Origin of the sequence: Flavimobilis rhizosphaerae (assembly GCF_014852685.1) — a bacterium.
GTDB lineage: Bacteria > Actinomycetota > Actinomycetes > Actinomycetales > Cellulomonadaceae > Flavimobilis > Flavimobilis rhizosphaerae.
This window is the reverse complement of record NZ_JACZDF010000001.1, coordinates 445,815-462,838: the sequence shown is the minus strand read 5'-3', so window position 1 is coordinate 462,838 and position 17,024 is coordinate 445,815. Positions and strand designations below refer to the sequence as shown.

Here is a 17,024-nt window from a genome sequence, read left to right as displayed (position 1 = left end):
GTAGCCCGGCGAGGAGCTGTCAGGCCTTGTCGTCGGCCTTCGGATCCGCGGCGAGCGCAGCGTCATCAGGCGTCGTCGCCGCACCCGCCGCCTGCGTCGGCGCGGGCGGCTGCGACGCCGCACGGAACGCCGCGCGCGGGTCGTGGATCGAGCCGAGCGAGATGACCTCGCGACGGAGGAACAGCGCGCCCGTCCACCCTGCCATGATGCGGATCTTGCGGTTCCACGTCGGCATCGCCATGACGTGGTACGTGCGGTGGAGCACCCACGCGAACCAGCCACGCACCTTGATCCTGCCGAACATCTGCGCGACGCCCTGGTACATCCCGAGCGACGCGACCGCGCCGACGTTCTTGTGCCGGTACTCGGTCGGCTCGACCGAGCGCAGCGCCTTCGCGAGGTTCTCGCCGAGGCGGTTCGCCTGACGGATCGCGTGCTGCGCGTTGGGCGGGCAGGTGCCGCCCGCGACGAGGTCAGGGACCGCGGCACAGTCGCCGGCCGCCCACGCGTCCGGCACGACCGTGCCGTCGGCGTCGACCACCTGGAGGAACGCGTTCGTCGTCACGCGGCCGAGCTTGTCGAGCGGCAGGTCCGAGTCCTTGAGGACGGGGTTCGCCTTGACGCCCGCGGTCCAGACGACCGTGTCCGCGTCGAACTCCTGCCCGTTCGACAGGACGATATGACCGTCGACGCACGAGCTGAGGAACGTCGAGAGATAGATCTCCATGTCGCGCTTGCGCAGCTGGTCGAGCGTGTACCCACCGAGCTCGGCCGACACCTCCGGGAGGATCCGCGGCGAGCCCTCGACGAGCACGAACCGCAGGTCGGACGCGTCGATCTCCGGGTAGTACTTCACCGCGGCGCGCGCCATCGACTCGACCTCACCGATCGCCTCGACGCCCGCGAATCCGCCGCCGACGAAAACGAACGTCAGCATGCGCCGGCGCGTCTCTGGATCCCACGTCGAGCTCGCGACGTCGATGCGGTTGAGCACCTGGTTGCGGACCGCGATCGCCTCCTCGACCGTCTTGAAGCCGATCGCCGTCTCCGCCAGGCCCGGGATGGGCAGCGTGCGCGACACGGCGCCGAGGCCGACGACGAGGTGGTCGTAACGGATCGTGTACGCGTCGCCCGACTCGGGCTGGATCGTCACGCGGCGTCCCGCGTGATCGATGTGCGTGACGAGACCCTGGAGCAGGTCGACGCCCTTGACGGCGCGACGCAGCGGGGCGACGACATGACGGCCGTCGATCGATCCGGCCGCCGCCTCGGGCAGGAACGGCTGGTAGGTCATGTAGGGGCGCGGATCGACGACGACGATCGCCGCCTCCCGCCCGCCGAGCCGCTTGCGGATGCGCCGGGCCGAGTAGAGGCCGACGGATCCGCCACCGAGCACGACGATGCGGGGCACCTTACGGGACGTGGTCGCGGCCGACTTTTGGGCGCGCGCAACCTCGGTCAGTTCATCCTGGGGCATGCCCCCATCGTATATCCGCACGGAGCCGCAGGCCCGGGTGGTTTCGTCACACGGGTGGTTGCGTCACACGGGGGGCGTCGGACCCGAGAACGGTAGGAGGACGGTGGACACTCGGTGGTAGCGAGCGCACACGGCCAGCCAGAGCCGTCAGGCGCGCGCGGCCGAGAGCGCGATGCCGTCGAGGATGTCGTGCTCGCTCGTGAGGACGTCCGCGAGCACGCCCCCGCGCTCGGCGACACGCTGCGCGACGCGCGCGACGACCTCCGACCACACGAGCGCGCCCGCCGCGATGACGTCGACCCGCCCCGGGTGCATGAAGCCGAGCGCCGCACGCTCCTCGCGCGGCATCGTGAGGAGGTCCTCACACGCCGCGAGAACGACGTCGACGGGCAGGACAGCGCCGTTGATCGCGTCACGGTCGTACGCCGGCAGGCGCAGCGCGTGCGCCGTCACCGTCGTCACCGTCCCGGCCAACCCGACGAGCGTGCGTGCCGCCCCGAGGTCGACGTGCGCCTCCGCGACGTCGAGCGCCGCACGGACGTCCGCGCGCGCCGCCGCGACCTGCTCAGCGGTCGGCGGATCCGACACGAGGTGCCGCTCCGTCATGCGCACGCAACCGACGTCCATCGAGAACTCCCCGGCTGGCACCTCCGTGCCGAGCACGAGCTCCGTCGAGCCGCCGCCGAGGTCGACGACGACGTACGGAGCCTCGTGCCCGTCGCCGATGACGCTCGTCGCACCAGAGAACGACAGGCGCGCCTCCTCGGCGCCCGCGACGACCTCCGGCTCGACGCCGAGGATCTCCCGCACCCCGTCGACGAACTCCTGCCGGTTGCGCGCGTCCCGCGTCGCCGACGTCGCGACGAACCGCACCCGCTCCGCGCCTAGCCTGGCGATCGTCGCCGCATAGTCGCGCGTCATCTCAAGCGTCCGCGCGAGCGCCACCGGGTCGAGCACGCCCGTCCGGTCGACACCCGCCCCGAGGCGCACGACCTCCATGCGCCGCACGAGGTCCGTGAGCGTCCCGTCGGACGCGACGTCCGCAACGAGAAGACGGATCGAGTTGGTTCCACAGTCGATGGCAGCTACGCGAGTCACGTCGGACATCCTCCCACCACCGTCGGACAGTGCCGGAACCCGAACCACGTCCCGAGGCGCGGAGAGCGCCGCCGCCCCGAGGCACAGCGACCTGCGCGCACGACCCGCGTCGGCTCCGGCCGTTCCCTTCGGCCTTGCTGCGACCTGCGCACACGGCGAGAGCTCCGTCGACCGCGACGGTGGTCGGCGTCGGCGCGGGCGGAGGTCAGCAGTAGCAGCGGTCCCGGGACCACGTCCCGGCCGCTGCGATGAGCGCGAGCGCCTCGTCACCGAGCGGCTGCACGCCCGGCCCGGCCGCGAGCGCGTGCCCGACGAGCACATGGAGGCACTTCACCCTGGTCGGCATGCCGCCCGCCGAGATCCCGTCGATCTCCTCGACGTGCCCGAGCGCTTCACGCTCCGCGAGATAGTGCTCGTGCGCCTTGCGGTAACGCGCCGCCAGGTCCTCGTCCTCGAGGAGCCTCGCGGACATCTCCTTCATCACACCGTTCGCCTCGAGCGTGCTCGCGCCTGCGACGAGCGCCGGGTGCGTGAGGTAGAACGTCGTCGGGAACGGCGTGCCGTTCTCGAGCCGCGGAGCAGTTCGCACGACGAGCGGACGACCGCACACGCACCGTGCTGCGATCCCCACGACTCCGCGTGCCTCACGCCCCAGCTGCTCGTGCAGCGCGACAAGGTCCGCTGCCGTCACCGTCTCGTCGACGGCAGAAGCCACGCCATCCTCGGACGGCTGCGGCACGGTCGGGTCGATCTGCTCGGTCACGGGACTCCCATCGGGGCGGCTGCGGGGACCCCGCCATTGTCCCTCACTGCACGAGGCACAGAGCGCAGCGACCGCACCGCCGGACAGCGGGTCAGGGGGTCGCGTCGCCCGCGCCGTCGCCGCTGTCGGTGTCGGTGTCGGTGTTGGGGTCGTCGTCGTCGGCGTCGGCGGCCGGCACCTTCGTCACAGCCGCACCGTCCTCCGTCACCTCGACCGTGCCGGCGACCTCGAACGAGTTCCACATCGTCGCGTACCAGGGAGCGTCGGCGAAGCCGACGTCGACCGGGCCCTCCGTCACCCCCTTGCCCGTCTCCGGGTTGACATTCTCGACGACCGACTCCGGGTCGAGCACCCGCAGCGCAACCTCGCCCGGGTACACGTACGCGAGCCGCTCGCGCGCCTGCGCCGCGACGAACGCGTCGTCGTTCCACCGCCCGAGCTCGTACCGCAGCTCCTCATTGCGCGCCTTCGCGTCCTCGACCTGCTGACGCATCGACTGGAGCTCCGCGGCCTGCGCGAAGTACGCGCGCACCGTCGGGAACAGCAGGACGAACGCGAGCATCGCCACGACGAACAGCACGATCGACCGCACCGTAAGGATGCGCGGCCACGCCGACGCGGTCGTGACCGGCCGCTCGACACCCGGCGCCACGCGCGGCTCGCGGCCCGCAGGCCGCGTGCTCGCGGGACGCCCCGCCCCCGTCCGGCCGCTGCCCGGCCTTCCGGCAGCGCCCTTCGACGGCGTCCGAGGCGCGCTCGGGCGCGCACGTGTGCCCGACGACCGCGACGGGCCGCCCGGGGACGCGGGACGACGAGAGCTCACGGCACCATCCTGCCCGCTGCACGGCCCGTCCGGGACCAGCGACCCGCATCCACGCACTGTCTTCACCACCACAGGCGCGCCGCGCTCTCTCCTCACCCCGGCTCACCACCCCGAGCGACTCGTAGGGCCGCAGCACCATCGAACAGTGTTCGAGGCCTACGAGTCGGCGAAGGAGCGGGGATGGACGTTTCAGGGCGGGACCGCTCGGGCGGGGTGGCTCGGGCGGGGGTGGCTCAGGCGGGGGTGGCTCAGGCGGGGGTGGCTCAGGCGGGGGTGGCTCAGGCGGGGGAGGCTCAGGCGGGGAGTGATCCGACGCTGACGACGAAGGCCGGACCCCCGCAGGGATCCGGCCTCGTCAGACGGTCAGCGCCGCCCCGAGCTCACGCGTCCCAGGGCCTCAGCCCGGGGACGCGAGAACTCACTTGCCCCAGCGCGGGAACGCCGAGCGGCCCGCGTACACCGCGGCCTCGCCGAGCGCGTCCTCGATGCGGAGGAGCTGGTTGTACTTGTTGATGCGCTCGCCACGGGCAGGAGCACCCGTCTTGATCTGGCCAGCGTTGACCGCGACCGAGAGGTCAGCGATCGTCGTGTCCTCGGTCTCACCCGAGCGGTGCGACACCATCGCCGTGAAGCCGGCACGCTGCGCGAGCTGGACGGCCTCGAGGGTCTCGGTGAGCGTGCCGATCTGGTTGAGCTTGACGAGGAGCGAGTTCGCCGACTTCTCCGCGATGCCGCGCGCAAGACGCTCGGGGTTCGTGACGAAGAGGTCGTCGCCGACGATCTGCACCTTGTCGCCGACCTTCGCGACGAGCTTGGCCCAGTCGCTCCACTCGTCCTCGGACAGCGGGTCCTCGATCGAGACGAGCGGGTAGTCCGTGACGAGCTGCTCGTAGTAGGCGATCATCTCGTCGCCCGACTTCGTGCCGCCCTCGAACTGGTAGGCGCCGTCCTTGAAGAACTCGGTCGCAGCGACGTCAAGCGCGAGCGCGACGTCCTCGCCCGGCTTGAAGCCAGCCTTCTCGATCGCGACGAGGATGAGGTCGAGAGCGGCACGGTTCGACGAGAGGTTCGGCGCGAAGCCGCCCTCGTCACCGAGACCCGTCGCGAGACCCTCGGACTTGAGGACCGACTTGAGCGAGTGGTAGACCTCGGCACCCGTGCGCAGGGCCTCCTTGAAGGAGGACGCGCCGATGGGGGCGACCATGAACTCCTGGATGTCGACGTTCGAGTCCGCGTGCGAGCCGCCGTTGAGGATGTTCATCATCGGGACGGGCAGGACGTGGGCGTTCGGGCCGCCGACGTAACGGTAGAGGTCGAGACCGGCCTCGTCCGACGCGGCACGGGCCACGGCGAGCGAGACACCGAGGATCGCGTTGGCGCCGAGCTTGCCCTTGTTGGGTGTGCCGTCGAGCTCGATGAGCGTCTGGTCGATCGCACGCTGGTCCTCGACGTCGAAACCGAGGATCTCCGGGGCGATCTCCTCGTTGACAGCGTCAACAGCACCCTGGACGCCCTTGCCGAGGTAGCGGCCCTTGTCGCCGTCACGACGCTCGACGGCCTCGAACGCACCGGTCGACGCGCCAGAGGGGACGCCCGCGCGGGCGGTCACGCCGGAGTCGAGGGCGACCTCGACCTCGACGGTCGGGTTGCCGCGCGAGTCGAGGATCTCGCGTGCGTACACGCCTTCGATGATGGCCACAGAGAACTCCTTCAGATGACTGTGTGGTGGTCGCTCCCAGGGTAGTCGCCCCCGCCCGCGCGCGGGACCCGTCTTTCGTCCTACGGACGCCGTGCGTCACCGGCCCGACGTGCCGCGCCCTCCTCCGTGCGGCACGTCGTTCGCGCCCCGGACGTGCCGCGACCCCGGCAGCGGTGGACTGCCGGGGTCGCGGTGGCACGGGCTCAGCCCGTGACGCTTACTTGCCGATGCGCGCGAGCGAGACCGAGAACGTGTCCCAGTCCTCCTTCTCCATCGACGTCGACTCGTCCGCCGAGTACGCCTTCGTGGCATTGTCGAGGACGGTGGGGTCGTGCGACAGCGAGTTGATCCCCGACTGACCGAACGTGCTGATGAGCTGGACACCCAGTCCCTGCGACTCGAGCTTCGCCGCCGTGAGCCCGGGCTACGCGAGCGGGATCGACATCTCGTAGAACGTGTCCTGGGCCTTGCTGTGCCCGGCCTTGAGGAGGTCCGAGTATTTGCTCGCGTCCGTGAGGTCCGCGGGCGTGTAGCCCTCGTAGCCGTTCTTCTTGATGCCCATGAGGGTCGAGCCCGTGAAGCCGTCACCGGCCTTCTACTTCACGCCACCGGCGGTGAAGCCGAGCACGTTGGCGGGCTTGTCGTCGAACGCGCCGCTCGCGTTGAGCGAGAAGATCGACGGTTGGCCGACACCCGGCTTCGCGGAGAACATCGCGAGCACCGCGTCCTCGAGGCCGTGACCCGCAGGGCTCGGATGCTTGAGCTCGACGACGAGCGTCACGGGGCGTCCTGCGCCGACCGCGAGCGCCACGGGCTCGGCGAGCGTGAGCACCTGGGCGTCCTGCGCGCCGTGGGACGCAGGCGCTGCGGCGGTGCTGCGCCACGACCACACGTCGAGTGCGCGGAGCTCGGCGAGCGACAGCGCATGGAGCGGGCCGGACGCGTCCGAGGTGCGGTCGAGAATCGCGTCGTGCCAGAGGACGACCTCGCCGTCCGCGGTGAGCTGCACGTCGCACTCGAGGCCGTCGGCGCCCTGCGCGAGCGCCTCGACGTAGGCGGCGCGCGTGTGCTCCGGATAGGTCGCGGAGGCACCGCGATGGGCGATGAACTGGGTCACGCGTGCGACGCTACCGCCCCGAGGCGTCCAGGCCGCTGCCGGCCCGCGTCACGTCCCCGACCTCTCGCACAGGCCGCACGGCGCCTCGACGCGCGTCCCGCGAGGGACGGACGCTCAGCCTGCCTGCTCGACGACTGCCTCGAGCTCGGCGACCCGCTTCTCGAGGATCGAGCGCTGCCGCTGGGTCTCGACGAGCTCCGTCCTGAGGTCGACGACCTCGAGTGCGGCACTCTTGTCGTCCGCGCCGAGGGACGCACCGATGCCGAAACCGAGCACGCCGGTCGTGAGGGCGACCGCGACGAGGACCGTCACCGGCTTCCACGAGGGGGTCGTCGCGTGGTCGTCGGGCGCGAGCGCCGCGACGGTCGTCTCGAGCCACTGCCCGTGCGCGGGGCCGATGGTGCGCGTGCGGTCCGGTGGCGTCGTCATGGAGTCCCCTTCGTCGCCGTATGCCGCGATCCTCCCACGTCGGACGGTCCGTCCGCCACGGACGCCGCGGGCGCCACGGACGCGACGGACGCGACGGGCGCCACGGACGCGACGGTGCCCCCGGCGCGCGTCGCGCGTCGGGGGCACCGTGTGTCACCCGCGGGGCTCGGGTGTCACTTCCAGGAGACGGAGGCGGTGAAGCTGCCGCTCGAGGACGTCGAGCCGGTGCGGTTGGCACCGGATTCCCAGACGACGTTGCCGTTGCCGTCCTTCTTGATGAACTTGTACTCGAAGGACGTGCCGGCAGGGATGTCGACCGTGCCGGTCCAGACCGGGTAGGTCGCGGCCGACAGCGGCTTGGCGTTCGCCGCGTTCCACGAACCCAGGGCCGCGATCGACCCGACGACGTAGACGTTCTGGCCCCACACCGTCGGCGCGTTGACGGAGAAGGTCGCGGCGGTCGTCGCAGGGGTCGTCGGCGGGTCCGTCGGCGTCGTGGTGCCGCACGGGTCGGTGCTCGTCACGGAGCCGTTGTTCACGGCGACGACGGAGCCCGAGAGACTGTAGTCCTTGGAACTGTTGTTGTCCCACGTGCCCGAGCCGTTGTTGAACGCGGCCGTGGCGCCCGAGGCGCCGCCCGTGATCGTGCGGCTCACCCAGCCGGTGCAGGCGGCGACGAGGTCCGCGCCGGGTGCGGTCGTCCACGCGCCGGAGCCGACCTTGTAGTGGACCTTGTACGCGCTCCAGCCCTTCGACGTCGAGTAGTACACCTTGAGGTCACCGGAGGCGGGCGGCTCGGTCGTCGTGGGCGGGTCGGTCGGCTGGGGCGTGCCGGCCCTGACGAGCGCGAGCGCACCATACTGCGGGACCGTCGCCGTGAACTCGCCGGAGCCGTTGACCGTGTAGGTCTTGCCCGTGGCCGAGACGACGTCGGTGTACGTGCCCGCAGGGAGCGACGTCTTGTAGGTGCGCGTCGAGGGCGAGGCCTCGTTGTTGAGGACGAGGAAGCCCTTGTCGCCGCGTCCGAAGGCGATCTGGTTGTTGCCGTTGTCCCACCAGTTCGTCACGGAGGTACCCGCGACGAGGTTGTGGAACTTCACCATGCCCGTGATCTCAGGCTTGCGCTGGATGCACGTCCATGAGCTGCTCGAGCACGAGGCGTCCGGGACCTTGTTCCCCGTCGCACCGGGTGCGCCTGCGTCCTTGTCCGTCCACGTGTAGCCCGTGTAGACGGACGGCGAACCGTAGGGCCAAGCGAGCATGAACGCGTTGGCGAGCGTGTACTTCGCTCCCCACTTGTAGTTCATGGTCTCGCCGTTGCGCTCGGTGTCGTGGTTGTCGACGAACACCCCAGCGCGGTCGGACGGCAGCTTGCCGTCGCCGATCGAGCGCAGGTTCTTGATCTGCCCGTCGAAGTGCGTCTTGAGTTCACGGGCGTAGTGGAACTCGTGGGAGTCGCCCGAGCCCAGGTACTCCGACGGCTGGATCGGCTCACCGTGCGCGCCGATGACCTCGTGGACCCAGAAGACGTCCGGCTTCGACAGCTTCGCCTTGATGGCCTCGAGGTCCGCCGCCGGGATGTGCTTGGCAGCGTCGACACGGAAGCCCGCAACGCCCATGGAGATGAGGTCGTTGAAGTACCCGGCGATCTTCGTGCGCACGTAGTCCGACGACGTGCGCAGGTCCTGGAGCGACACGAGCCGGCAGTTCTGGACGTTGTACCGGTCGCCGTAGTTGTTGATGTTCGACTTGCAGTCGTTGAAGTCGTTCGGGCCGTAGAGGCCAGGGTAGTTCTCGACCGAGTAGGACGAGCCGCCCGTCCCGGTGCCGCCGCCCTTGTCGGCGCCCGCCATGTGGTTGACGACGGCGTCGGCAATGATGCCCACACCCGCGTTCTTGCACGTGTCGATCATGTTCTGGTACTCAGCACGCGTGCCGAGCTTGGACTCGATCTTGTACGACACCGGCTGGTAGGAGGTCCACCACTCGGTGCCCTGGATGTGCTCCTGCGGCGGCGAGGTCTGGACGTACCCGTAGCCCGCAGGCCCGATCGTCGTCGTGCACTCCTGCGCGATCGCGTTCCACGACCATTGGAACATGTTGAGGATGACGTCGCCGCGCCCGTTCGGCGACGAGACGGAGGTGGGGGGCTGGGGCGTCGCGCCCTGCGCCGGGAGGGGGAGGGCCGCGAGGCCCGACCCGGCGACGGCGACCGCGGCCGCAGCCGCAAGAAGTCGCCTGCCGCGCCGCTCACGCGACGAGACGGGGGGATGGACGGGGTAGTGCATTGAATGGCTCCTTGCTCAGGATCGTCGATGACCCGTTCCTGGCGCTGCGACATCGCCGCGCCCGCGCCGGTCGCCTCCCGCAAGACTCCGGCCCGCGAATGAAACCTTACGGAAAGTTGCGAGGGCCACAACCCGAGGCGCCCCGGGGTCGGCGACTGCACCCATCGGCGCGCAGAACCGAGCGGGTCGTACAAGATGGGATGTTCTCCGGCGGTCCGCATGGCGAGACCTCGCGGTTCTGCACGTCCCGCACGACCCCACCCCCACCAGCCACGCCAGCCCCCCGGCCCCAGCCCCGCACGCCCCACTCCAGCGGTCCCGCCCGCCCCGCGGACACGACCGCGGCCACAACCGTCGAGCCGCGCCCCTCCGTACCTCGGTCACAGGCCCCATTGGTCGCGGGCCCCCACCCTCGGTCGCGGACCTCTTGGTCGCGGGCCCTCACCCTCGGTCGCGGACCTCTTGGTCGCGGACCCTCTCAGTCGCGGGCCTCCTCAGCCACAGCCCCCTCACGCTCAACCCTCCGCGCCACGGCTGTGAGCCGCGCCGTCCGGACCCGCAGCTCGCTCTCGAGATCGACCCCGGCCGCGTCCGCCTCCGCGACGAGCTCGACCAGCCGCTCGCCGAGCTCGCCACCCGCCGTGCGCGCCCCGACCTCACCGGACGCCGGATCCCCGCCGTGCAGGTCGCCGAGCGCTGCCTCGAGGAGCCCAGCCCGCCGTAGCCGTCCTCGCACCTTCTGCGCGGCCGCGAGCGCTCCGAGCCCCGCCGGAATACCGTCGAGCACCGACTCCCGCCGCTTCTCGCGCGCCTTGAGCGCGTCCCACTGCGCGTCGAGGTCACCCAACGGCGTGCCCGCAAAGACGTGGGGGTGCCGGTGGACGAGCTTTGTCGTGAGGTCCCGCACGACGTCCTCGACGTCGAACGGGTCGTCCGCGTCCTCCTGCGCGACCCGGGCGTGGAAGACCACCTGGAGCAGGACGTCGCCGAGCTCCTCACGCAGGCCCTCGCGGTCACCTGTCTCGATGGCCTCCGCAAGCTCGGCCGATTCCTCGAGCAGGTACCGCACCAGGCTCTCGTGCGTCTGCTCGGCGTCCCACGGGCAACCACCCGGGGACCGCAGGCGGTCCATCGTGCTGACGAGGTCGTCCCAGGCATCGCTCATGGAGCCATCATGACCCAGCCGGCCCCGCGTGCAGGAGGCGCCCGGGGCGTCGCCGCCACTCGTCAGCAACGACCCGGACGCGGGGCCGGGGCGGACGACCGCCGCGGTGCGGCGGCAGGGGGTGGGTCCGACCCGGAGCGTGGACGTCAGTACGCGCCCTCGTGCGCGAGCACCGCACGGAACGTGCGCGCGAGGATGAGCACGTCACCGACGAGCGACCAGTTCTCGACGTAGTAGAGGTCCTTGCGCAGGCCCTCTTCCCACGAGAGGTCGGACCGCCCCGAGACCTGCCACAGCCCGGTGAGGCCGGGCTTGACGAGCATCCGACGTGGCGCGTGGCCGTCGTACTGTGCGACCTCCGTCGGCAGCGGGGGCCGCGGTCCGACGAGGCTCATGTCGCCGCGCAGCACGTTGAGCAACTGCGGAAGCTCGTCGAGCGAGTACCGACGCAGGACCGCGCCGACCCGCGTGACCCGCGGGTCGTCACGCATCTTGAAGAGCGGACCGGCGCCCTCGTTCGCGGCGGCGAGGGTCGCGAGCTCCGCGTCGGCGCCGACGCGCATCGAACGGAACTTGAGCATCTGGAAGGGCCTGCCGTCGCGCCCGACCCGCCGCTGCCGGTAGAGCACGGGGCCTGAGCTCGTCGCGCGCACGCACACTGCGATGACGAGCATCGGCAGCGCGAGGACGAGCAGCGCTGCGAGCGCGAGACCCCGGTCGAGCGCCGACTTCGCGACGTAGCGCGCGCCCGAGAACTGCGGCGCATCGACGTGCACGAGGGAGAGGCCCTCGGCCGGGCTGAGGACGACCCGCGGTCCGGCGACGTCGACGAGCCCGGGAGCGACGATGAGGTCCGTGCCCGTCGACTCGAGCCGGTAGCCGAGGTCTCGCACGACGCCCGCCGTCAGACTGTCGGCCCCGACGACCGCGACCGCGTGCGCCTGCACGACCCGCACCTGGTGGGGGACGTCCGCGACGTCGCCGAGCACGGGGATCCCGGCGATAGTCTCGCCCGCGAGCGGGTCGCCCCCGGGGATGCACGCGCCCACGACGAGGTAGCCGGCCCGCGGGTTGCTGTTGAGGTCCGCGACGAGCTCCGCGACGCAGGTCCGCGAGCCCGTGACGATGAGGCGCGACAGTGCGCGTCCCTCGTCCCGGAGGCTCTTGAGGTAGGTGCGCGCGCCGAAGCGCGCGAGGAGCACGAGGGGCAGCCCGGCAACGAAGAGCACGACGACGACCGCGCGGTCGACTCCCGCGCCCACGAGGAACGCGGCGAGCCCGACGGCCGCGACGACGTGCCAGCTGGCCCGCCACACCCGCGAGTACTCCTCGAGCCCGATCCCGACGATCCGCCGGTCTCGCGTCTTCTCGACGACGAGCCCGCCGAGCCACAGGACGACGACGAGCGCCGCGACGACCGCCCGGCCCGCGACGTCGCCGCCCGACCACGGGCGCACGGCGACGGTCGCGGCGGCGAGGATCGCCGCAGCGTCGAGAAGCGTCACGAGCGACGAGTACCGTCCCGTCCACGGGACGCTGTCGAGGATGCGGCGCCTGCCGGCGACCCGCGGCGTGACGACGCTGCCGTCCGGCGTCGTGACGGCGCTGCCGTCCGGCGTCGTCCGCGCTCCAGGAGCGCCGCCGAGTCGCGGCGCGTGGACGGTCGCGAAGAACCGGCGGACGCCCGAACCCACCGCCGAGTCCGCCCCGGCCGGGAGCCCGACGGGGAGCCTGCCGGGGAGAGGTGCACCAATCGGGTGGGCCACGTCAACGTCTACGTCACTCGGTCGCGACGCCCGCGAGCGTCGCGAGAGGGTCGAGGAGGGAGAGCGCACGCCGCAGCTGCGTGCTCGAGGTGTGCATCGTGTAGGGGAAGTAGACGACCTCGACCCCGACGTCGCCGAAGCGGCGCTCGAGGTCCTCGCCCGCGGCAGTGCCGCGCCAGTCGTCACCCTTGAAGAAGAGGTCGAAGGGGTGCTCGCGCCACGTCTGGAGCTTGTCGGGCTGGGTCTCGACGACGACCTCGTCGACGAACCGCACGCTGCGGACGATCTCCGCACGCTCGAGCGCAGGCACGACGGGACGGCGACCCTTCGCGAGCTCGAGCATGTCGTCGTCGACGACGCCGGCGATGAGGTAGTCGCAGCGCGCGGCTGCGTGCCGCAGGACGTTGAGGTGACCGACGTGAAAGAGGTCCCACGCGCCCGGTGCGTACCCGACCACCTTGCGCGCCGCCCCTGCGGCACGCACCTGCCCTGCACCCATGTGCTCTGCTCCCCATCCGTCGACCGCCGGCGCGGCATTCCGGCCCGCGCCAAGCGCGGCGCCCCCGGCCCCGCTGGACCCAACCTAGGAGCGAGTCGGGATCAACCGGCACCCCTGTGCGGGGTGGGGGTCGGGTGACCTGCGCGGGTGAGACTCAAGGCGCGGGGTGAGGCGCGGGCGAGCAGAGGTATCAGCCGGGTGGGAGCATCCTTGCCGACTACCCCGACGTCCCACGCGCCGCCGCCGAGGCGACGTTCCCGAGAACGATCGCCTCGACGAACTGCCGCGCCCAGGCGAGGACCTCCGCCCCGTGCAGCGGCCGACCGCCGATGCGCGCCGTCGTCGGGAACGGGACGAGCACCGCCCGGATCGCGGGCTTGAGCATGCTGCCCGGGTAGAGCCGCTGGAGGCGCAGCGTCGCCGACTCGGGCAGCTCGAGCGGTGCGAAGCGGATGTGCTTGCCCTGCGCCGTGACGTCGCGCAGACCCGCGGCCCGCACGAAGTTCCGGAACGACGCGACCTCGAAGAGTGCCGCAACGGCCTCGGGCACAGGCCCGTAGCGGTCGACGAGCTCGGCCCGCACCTCCGCGAGGACCTCGTCCGTCTGCGCGGCCGCGATCTTCTGGTACGCCTCGAGCCGCAGCCGCTCGTGCGCGATGTAGTCGTGCGGCACGTGCGCGTCGACCGGGAGCTCGATCGAGACCTCGGGAGCCTCCTCCTCCGCGTCACCCCGGTAGGCCGCGACGGCCTCACCGACCATGCGCACGTAGAGGTCGAAGCCGACACCCGCGATATGCCCCGACTGCTCACCGCCGAGGAGGTTGCCCGCACCACGGATCTCGAGGTCCTTCATGGCGATCTGCATACCCGCACCAAGGTCGGTGTGGGCCGCCATCGTCGCGAGGCGGTCGTGCGCCGTCTCCGTGAGCGGCTTCTCCGGCGGGTAGAGGAAGTACGCGTACGCGCGGTCGCGGCCACGACCCACGCGCCCGCGCAGCTGGTGGAGCTGCGAGAGGCCGAGGACGTCGGCCCGCTCGAGGATGAGCGTGTTGGCGTTCGAGATGTCGAGGCCCGTCTCGATGATCGTCGTCGACACGAGGACGTCGAACTTCTTGTCCCAGAAGTCCTGGATCACCTGCTCGAGCTGGTTCTCGTTCATCTTGCCGTGCGCCGTCGCGATCCGGGCCTCCGGCACGAGCTCCTGGAGCCGGGCCGCAGCCTTCGAGATCGTGTCGACCTTGTTGTGGACGTAGAAGACCTGCCCCTCGCGCAGCAGCTCGCGCCGCACGGCCGCCGTGATCTGCTTGTCGTCGTACGCGCCGACGTACGTGAGCACCGGGTGACGCTCCTCCGGGGGCGTCTGCAGCGTCGACATCTCACGGATGCCCGTCACCGCCATCTCGAGCGTCCGCGGGATCGGCGTCGCCGACATCGCGAGCACGTCGACATTCGTGCGCAGCTGCTTGAGCGTCTCCTTGTGCTCGACGCCGAACCGCTGCTCCTCGTCGATGATGACGAGCCCGAGGTCCTTGAACCGCATGAGCCCCGTGAGGAGCCGGTGCGTGCCGATGACGACGTCGACCGAACCATCCTTGAGCCCCGCGAGCACCGCCTCGGCCTCGGCGTCCGTCTGGAAGCGCGAGAGCGCCTTGACCGTCACCGGGAACGCCGCGTAACGCTCCGTGAACGTCTCCAGGTGCTGGTTGACGAGCAGCGTCGTCGGGACGAGGACGGCGACCTGCTTGCCGTCCTGCACGGCCTTGAACGCCGCCCGCACCGCGATCTCCGTCTTGCCGTACCCGACGTCGCCGCACACGAGCCGGTCCATCGGGACCGGCTTCTCCATGTCCGCCTTGACCTCCTCGATCGTCGCGAGCTGGTCCGGCGTCTCGACGTACGCGAACGCGTCCTCGAGCTCACGCTGCCACGGGGTGTCCGGCCCGAACGCGTGGCCCTGCGTCGCCATGCGCGCCGAGTACAGCCGCACGAGCTCGCCCGCGATCTGCTTGACGTGCTTGCGTGCCTTCGCCTTCGTCTTCTGCCAGTCCGCGCCACCCATGCGGTTGAGCGTCGGCGACTCCCCACCCGTGTACTTCGTCACCTGGTCGAGCTGGTCCGTCGGGACGAACAGCCGGTCGCCCGGCTGCCCCCGCTTCGACGACGCGTACTCGACGACGAGGTACTCCCGGACCGCCTTCTTCGCGCCCGCGCCCGTCGTCCGCTGCACGAGCTCGACGAACCGCCCGACACCGTGCTGCTCGTGGACGACGAAGTCCCCCGGCCGCAGCGCGAGCGGGTCGACGACGTTGCGGCGCTTCGACGGCATGCGCCGCATGTCGCGCGTCGAGCTGCCGGCCCGGCCCGTGAGATCGGCCTCCGAGAACACGGCGAGCCGCAGCTCCGGGTGGACGAAGCCCTGACCGACGGGCGCCGCGAGCACGTGGACGACCCCGCCCTCGGGAGCGAGCGGCACATCGCTCACGAGACGCGCGGCCGTGCCCTCCGCGGAGAGCTGCTCGGTCATGCGGCGCGCCGGGCCGTGCCCCTCGGTCGAGAGCACGAGGTGCCATCCCGCGAGCTGCAGCCCGCGCACGTCGTCGAGCGCCCGCTGCACGTCACCGCGGTACGTCTCGACGTCGCGAGCACCGACACGCAGCACCGGGGCGTCCTCATCGACGACCGTGACGTCCTCCCCCTCCGGTCCGTGCGCGAACGGCGTGAGGGTCCACCACCCCAGCCCGCGCACGGCCGCGAGGTCGCGGACGTCCGCGATCGTGAGGAACGAGGCCGCCGAGAGGTCGAGCGGCGTCGCGGCGCCCGCCGCGGCCGACGTCCACGCCGCCGCGAGGAACTCCTCTGTCGTCGCGACGAGGTCGTGCGCCCTGCGGCGAACGCGCTCGGGATCCGCGACGACGAGCAGCGCGTCGTCCGGCACGAGATCGAGCACGGGCACCATCTCGTCGACAAGCGCAGGCGTGAGCGACTCCATGCCCTCGACCGCGATGCCCTGGGCCATGCGGTCGAGCATCTCCGTCGCCCCCGGCAGACGCTCGACGAGCGCAGCGGCCCGCTCGCGCACCTTCGGCGTGAGCAACAGCTCGCGGCACGGTGGCGCCCACAGACCGTGCTCCGCGATCTCGAGGCTGCGCTGGTCGGCGACCGCGAACCAGCGGACCTCCTCGACGTCCTCGCCCCACAGCTCGACGCGCACCGGGTGGTCCTCCGTCGGCGGGAAGACGTCGAGGATCCCGCCGCGCACCGCGAACTCGCCGCGCCGCTCGACCATGTCGACGCGCGTGTACGCCGCGTCCGTGAGCCGCTGCGCGACGTCCGTGAGGTCGACGCGGTCGCCCGCCCGCAGCTGGACCGGCTCGAGGTCCCCGAGTCCCGCGACGACCGGCTGCAGCAGCGAACGCACCGGCACGACGAGCACACGGACGGGACCGTCGACGCCCCGCTCCCCCGAGGGGTGCGCGAGCCGACGCATGACGCCGAGACGGTTCGCGACCGTGTCCGCTCGCGGCGAGAGCCGCTCGTGCGGGAGCGTCTCCCACGCCGGGAGCACCGCGACGTCGTCCGCCGGCAGGTAGCACGACAGCGCCGCCGCGGTCTCGTCGGCCTCGCGCCCCGTCGCGGTGACGACGACGAGCGGACGGCCCGTCCGGTAGACGACGTCCGCGACCTCCGCGCCCGCCGCGGCCGCGGCGTCCGGGTCCGCGCCCGCGAGCAGCGCGAGCAGGCCCGGCCGCACACCCGCGGGCGCGACGACGTCGAGAGCACCGCGCGCACTCACGCGGCCGGCCGCGTCGGCGACCGCCGCATCCTGGCGCAGGAGGGCGAGCACACCGGTGAGGGACATGGTTCTCCAAGGTGGGGCAAGCACCCCGGACGACGGATTTT

Annotated in this window: 13 protein-coding genes; all 13 read right to left on the bottom strand. The window is 71.5% G+C overall.

Features of this window, described 5'->3' with window-relative positions:
- Nucleotides 1-19 precede the first annotated feature (19 nt).
- Entirely contained in the window at nucleotides 20-1,477 is a 1,458-nt protein-coding gene (locus tag IGS67_RS01960; RefSeq protein ID WP_192277293.1) for an NAD(P)/FAD-dependent oxidoreductase, read from the bottom strand.
- 147 nt (nucleotides 1,478-1,624) lie between these two features.
- Nucleotides 1,625-2,584, bottom strand: a complete 960-nt coding sequence (locus IGS67_RS01955) for a Ppx/GppA phosphatase family protein (RefSeq protein ID WP_210766954.1) — start codon at nucleotides 2,582-2,584, stop codon at nucleotides 1,625-1,627.
- Between the two features lie 196 nt (nucleotides 2,585-2,780).
- A complete protein-coding gene (locus IGS67_RS01950) occupies nucleotides 2,781-3,290 on the bottom strand; it encodes a DUF501 domain-containing protein (RefSeq protein ID WP_192277847.1) in 510 nt (169 codons plus the stop codon).
- A 139-nt stretch (nucleotides 3,291-3,429) separates the two neighbouring features.
- Nucleotides 3,430-4,161, bottom strand: a complete 732-nt coding sequence (locus tag IGS67_RS14255) for an FtsB family cell division protein (protein WP_328741363.1) — start codon at nucleotides 4,159-4,161, stop codon at nucleotides 3,430-3,432.
- Nucleotides 4,162-4,579: 418 nt separating this feature from the next.
- Nucleotides 4,580-5,860, bottom strand: coding sequence for a phosphopyruvate hydratase (gene eno, locus IGS67_RS01940; RefSeq protein ID WP_192277289.1), 1,281 nt, complete (start codon nucleotides 5,858-5,860; stop codon nucleotides 4,580-4,582).
- Nucleotides 5,861-6,284: 424 nt separating this feature from the next.
- The gene (locus tag IGS67_RS01935) at nucleotides 6,285-6,422 is read right to left on the bottom strand and encodes a hypothetical protein (protein ID WP_192277287.1); all 138 of its coding nucleotides are present in this window, start codon (nucleotides 6,420-6,422) and stop codon (nucleotides 6,285-6,287) included.
- Nucleotides 6,423-6,455: 33 nt separating this feature from the next.
- Nucleotides 6,456-6,977, bottom strand: a complete 522-nt coding sequence (locus IGS67_RS01930; RefSeq protein WP_192277285.1) for a glycerophosphodiester phosphodiesterase — start codon at nucleotides 6,975-6,977, stop codon at nucleotides 6,456-6,458.
- A 114-nt stretch (nucleotides 6,978-7,091) separates the two neighbouring features.
- Nucleotides 7,092-7,406 (bottom strand): hypothetical protein, encoded by a 315-nt coding sequence (locus tag IGS67_RS01925; RefSeq protein WP_192277283.1) that lies wholly within the window; start codon nucleotides 7,404-7,406, stop codon nucleotides 7,092-7,094.
- A gap of 173 nt (nucleotides 7,407-7,579) precedes the next feature.
- Nucleotides 7,580-9,694 carry a carbohydrate-binding module family 20 domain-containing protein gene (locus IGS67_RS01920; RefSeq protein WP_192277281.1) on the bottom strand — a complete coding sequence of 705 codons (2,115 nt, stop codon included), beginning with the start codon at nucleotides 9,692-9,694 and terminating at the stop codon, nucleotides 7,580-7,582.
- Between the two features lie 478 nt (nucleotides 9,695-10,172).
- Entirely contained in the window at nucleotides 10,173-10,859 is a 687-nt protein-coding gene (locus tag IGS67_RS01915) for a MazG family protein (RefSeq protein ID WP_192277279.1), read from the bottom strand.
- A 146-nt stretch (nucleotides 10,860-11,005) separates the two neighbouring features.
- The gene (locus tag IGS67_RS01910; protein WP_210767053.1) at nucleotides 11,006-12,625 is read right to left on the bottom strand and encodes a sugar transferase; all 1,620 of its coding nucleotides are present in this window, start codon (nucleotides 12,623-12,625) and stop codon (nucleotides 11,006-11,008) included.
- A 13-nt stretch (nucleotides 12,626-12,638) separates the two neighbouring features.
- A complete protein-coding gene (locus IGS67_RS01905) occupies nucleotides 12,639-13,124 on the bottom strand; it encodes an adenylyltransferase/cytidyltransferase family protein (RefSeq protein ID WP_192277277.1) in 486 nt (161 codons plus the stop codon).
- Between the two features lie 217 nt (nucleotides 13,125-13,341).
- Nucleotides 13,342-16,983, bottom strand: a complete 3,642-nt coding sequence (gene mfd / locus IGS67_RS01900) for a transcription-repair coupling factor (protein ID WP_192277275.1) — start codon at nucleotides 16,981-16,983, stop codon at nucleotides 13,342-13,344.
- Nucleotides 16,984-17,024: the final 41 nt, after the last annotated feature.

Coding starts and splice junctions, on each gene's coding strand:
- IGS67_RS01960 (WP_192277293.1), bottom strand. CDS start 1,477: ATGCCCCAGGATGAACTGACCGAGGTTGCGCGCGCCCAAAAGTCGGCC.
- IGS67_RS01955 (WP_210766954.1), bottom strand. CDS start 2,584: ATGTCCGACGTGACTCGCGTAGCTGCCATCGACTGTGGAACCAACTCG.
- IGS67_RS01935 (WP_192277287.1), bottom strand. CDS start 6,422: ATGGGCATCAAGAAGAACGGCTACGAGGGCTACACGCCCGCGGACCTC.
- IGS67_RS01925 (WP_192277283.1), bottom strand. CDS start 7,406: ATGACGACGCCACCGGACCGCACGCGCACCATCGGCCCCGCGCACGGG.
- IGS67_RS01920 (WP_192277281.1), bottom strand. CDS start 9,694: ATGCACTACCCCGTCCATCCCCCCGTCTCGTCGCGTGAGCGGCGCGGC.
- IGS67_RS01915 (WP_192277279.1), bottom strand. CDS start 10,859: ATGAGCGATGCCTGGGACGACCTCGTCAGCACGATGGACCGCCTGCGG.
- IGS67_RS01905 (WP_192277277.1), bottom strand. CDS start 13,124: ATGGGTGCAGGGCAGGTGCGTGCCGCAGGGGCGGCGCGCAAGGTGGTC.
- mfd (WP_192277275.1), bottom strand. CDS start 16,983: ATGTCCCTCACCGGTGTGCTCGCCCTCCTGCGCCAGGATGCGGCGGTC.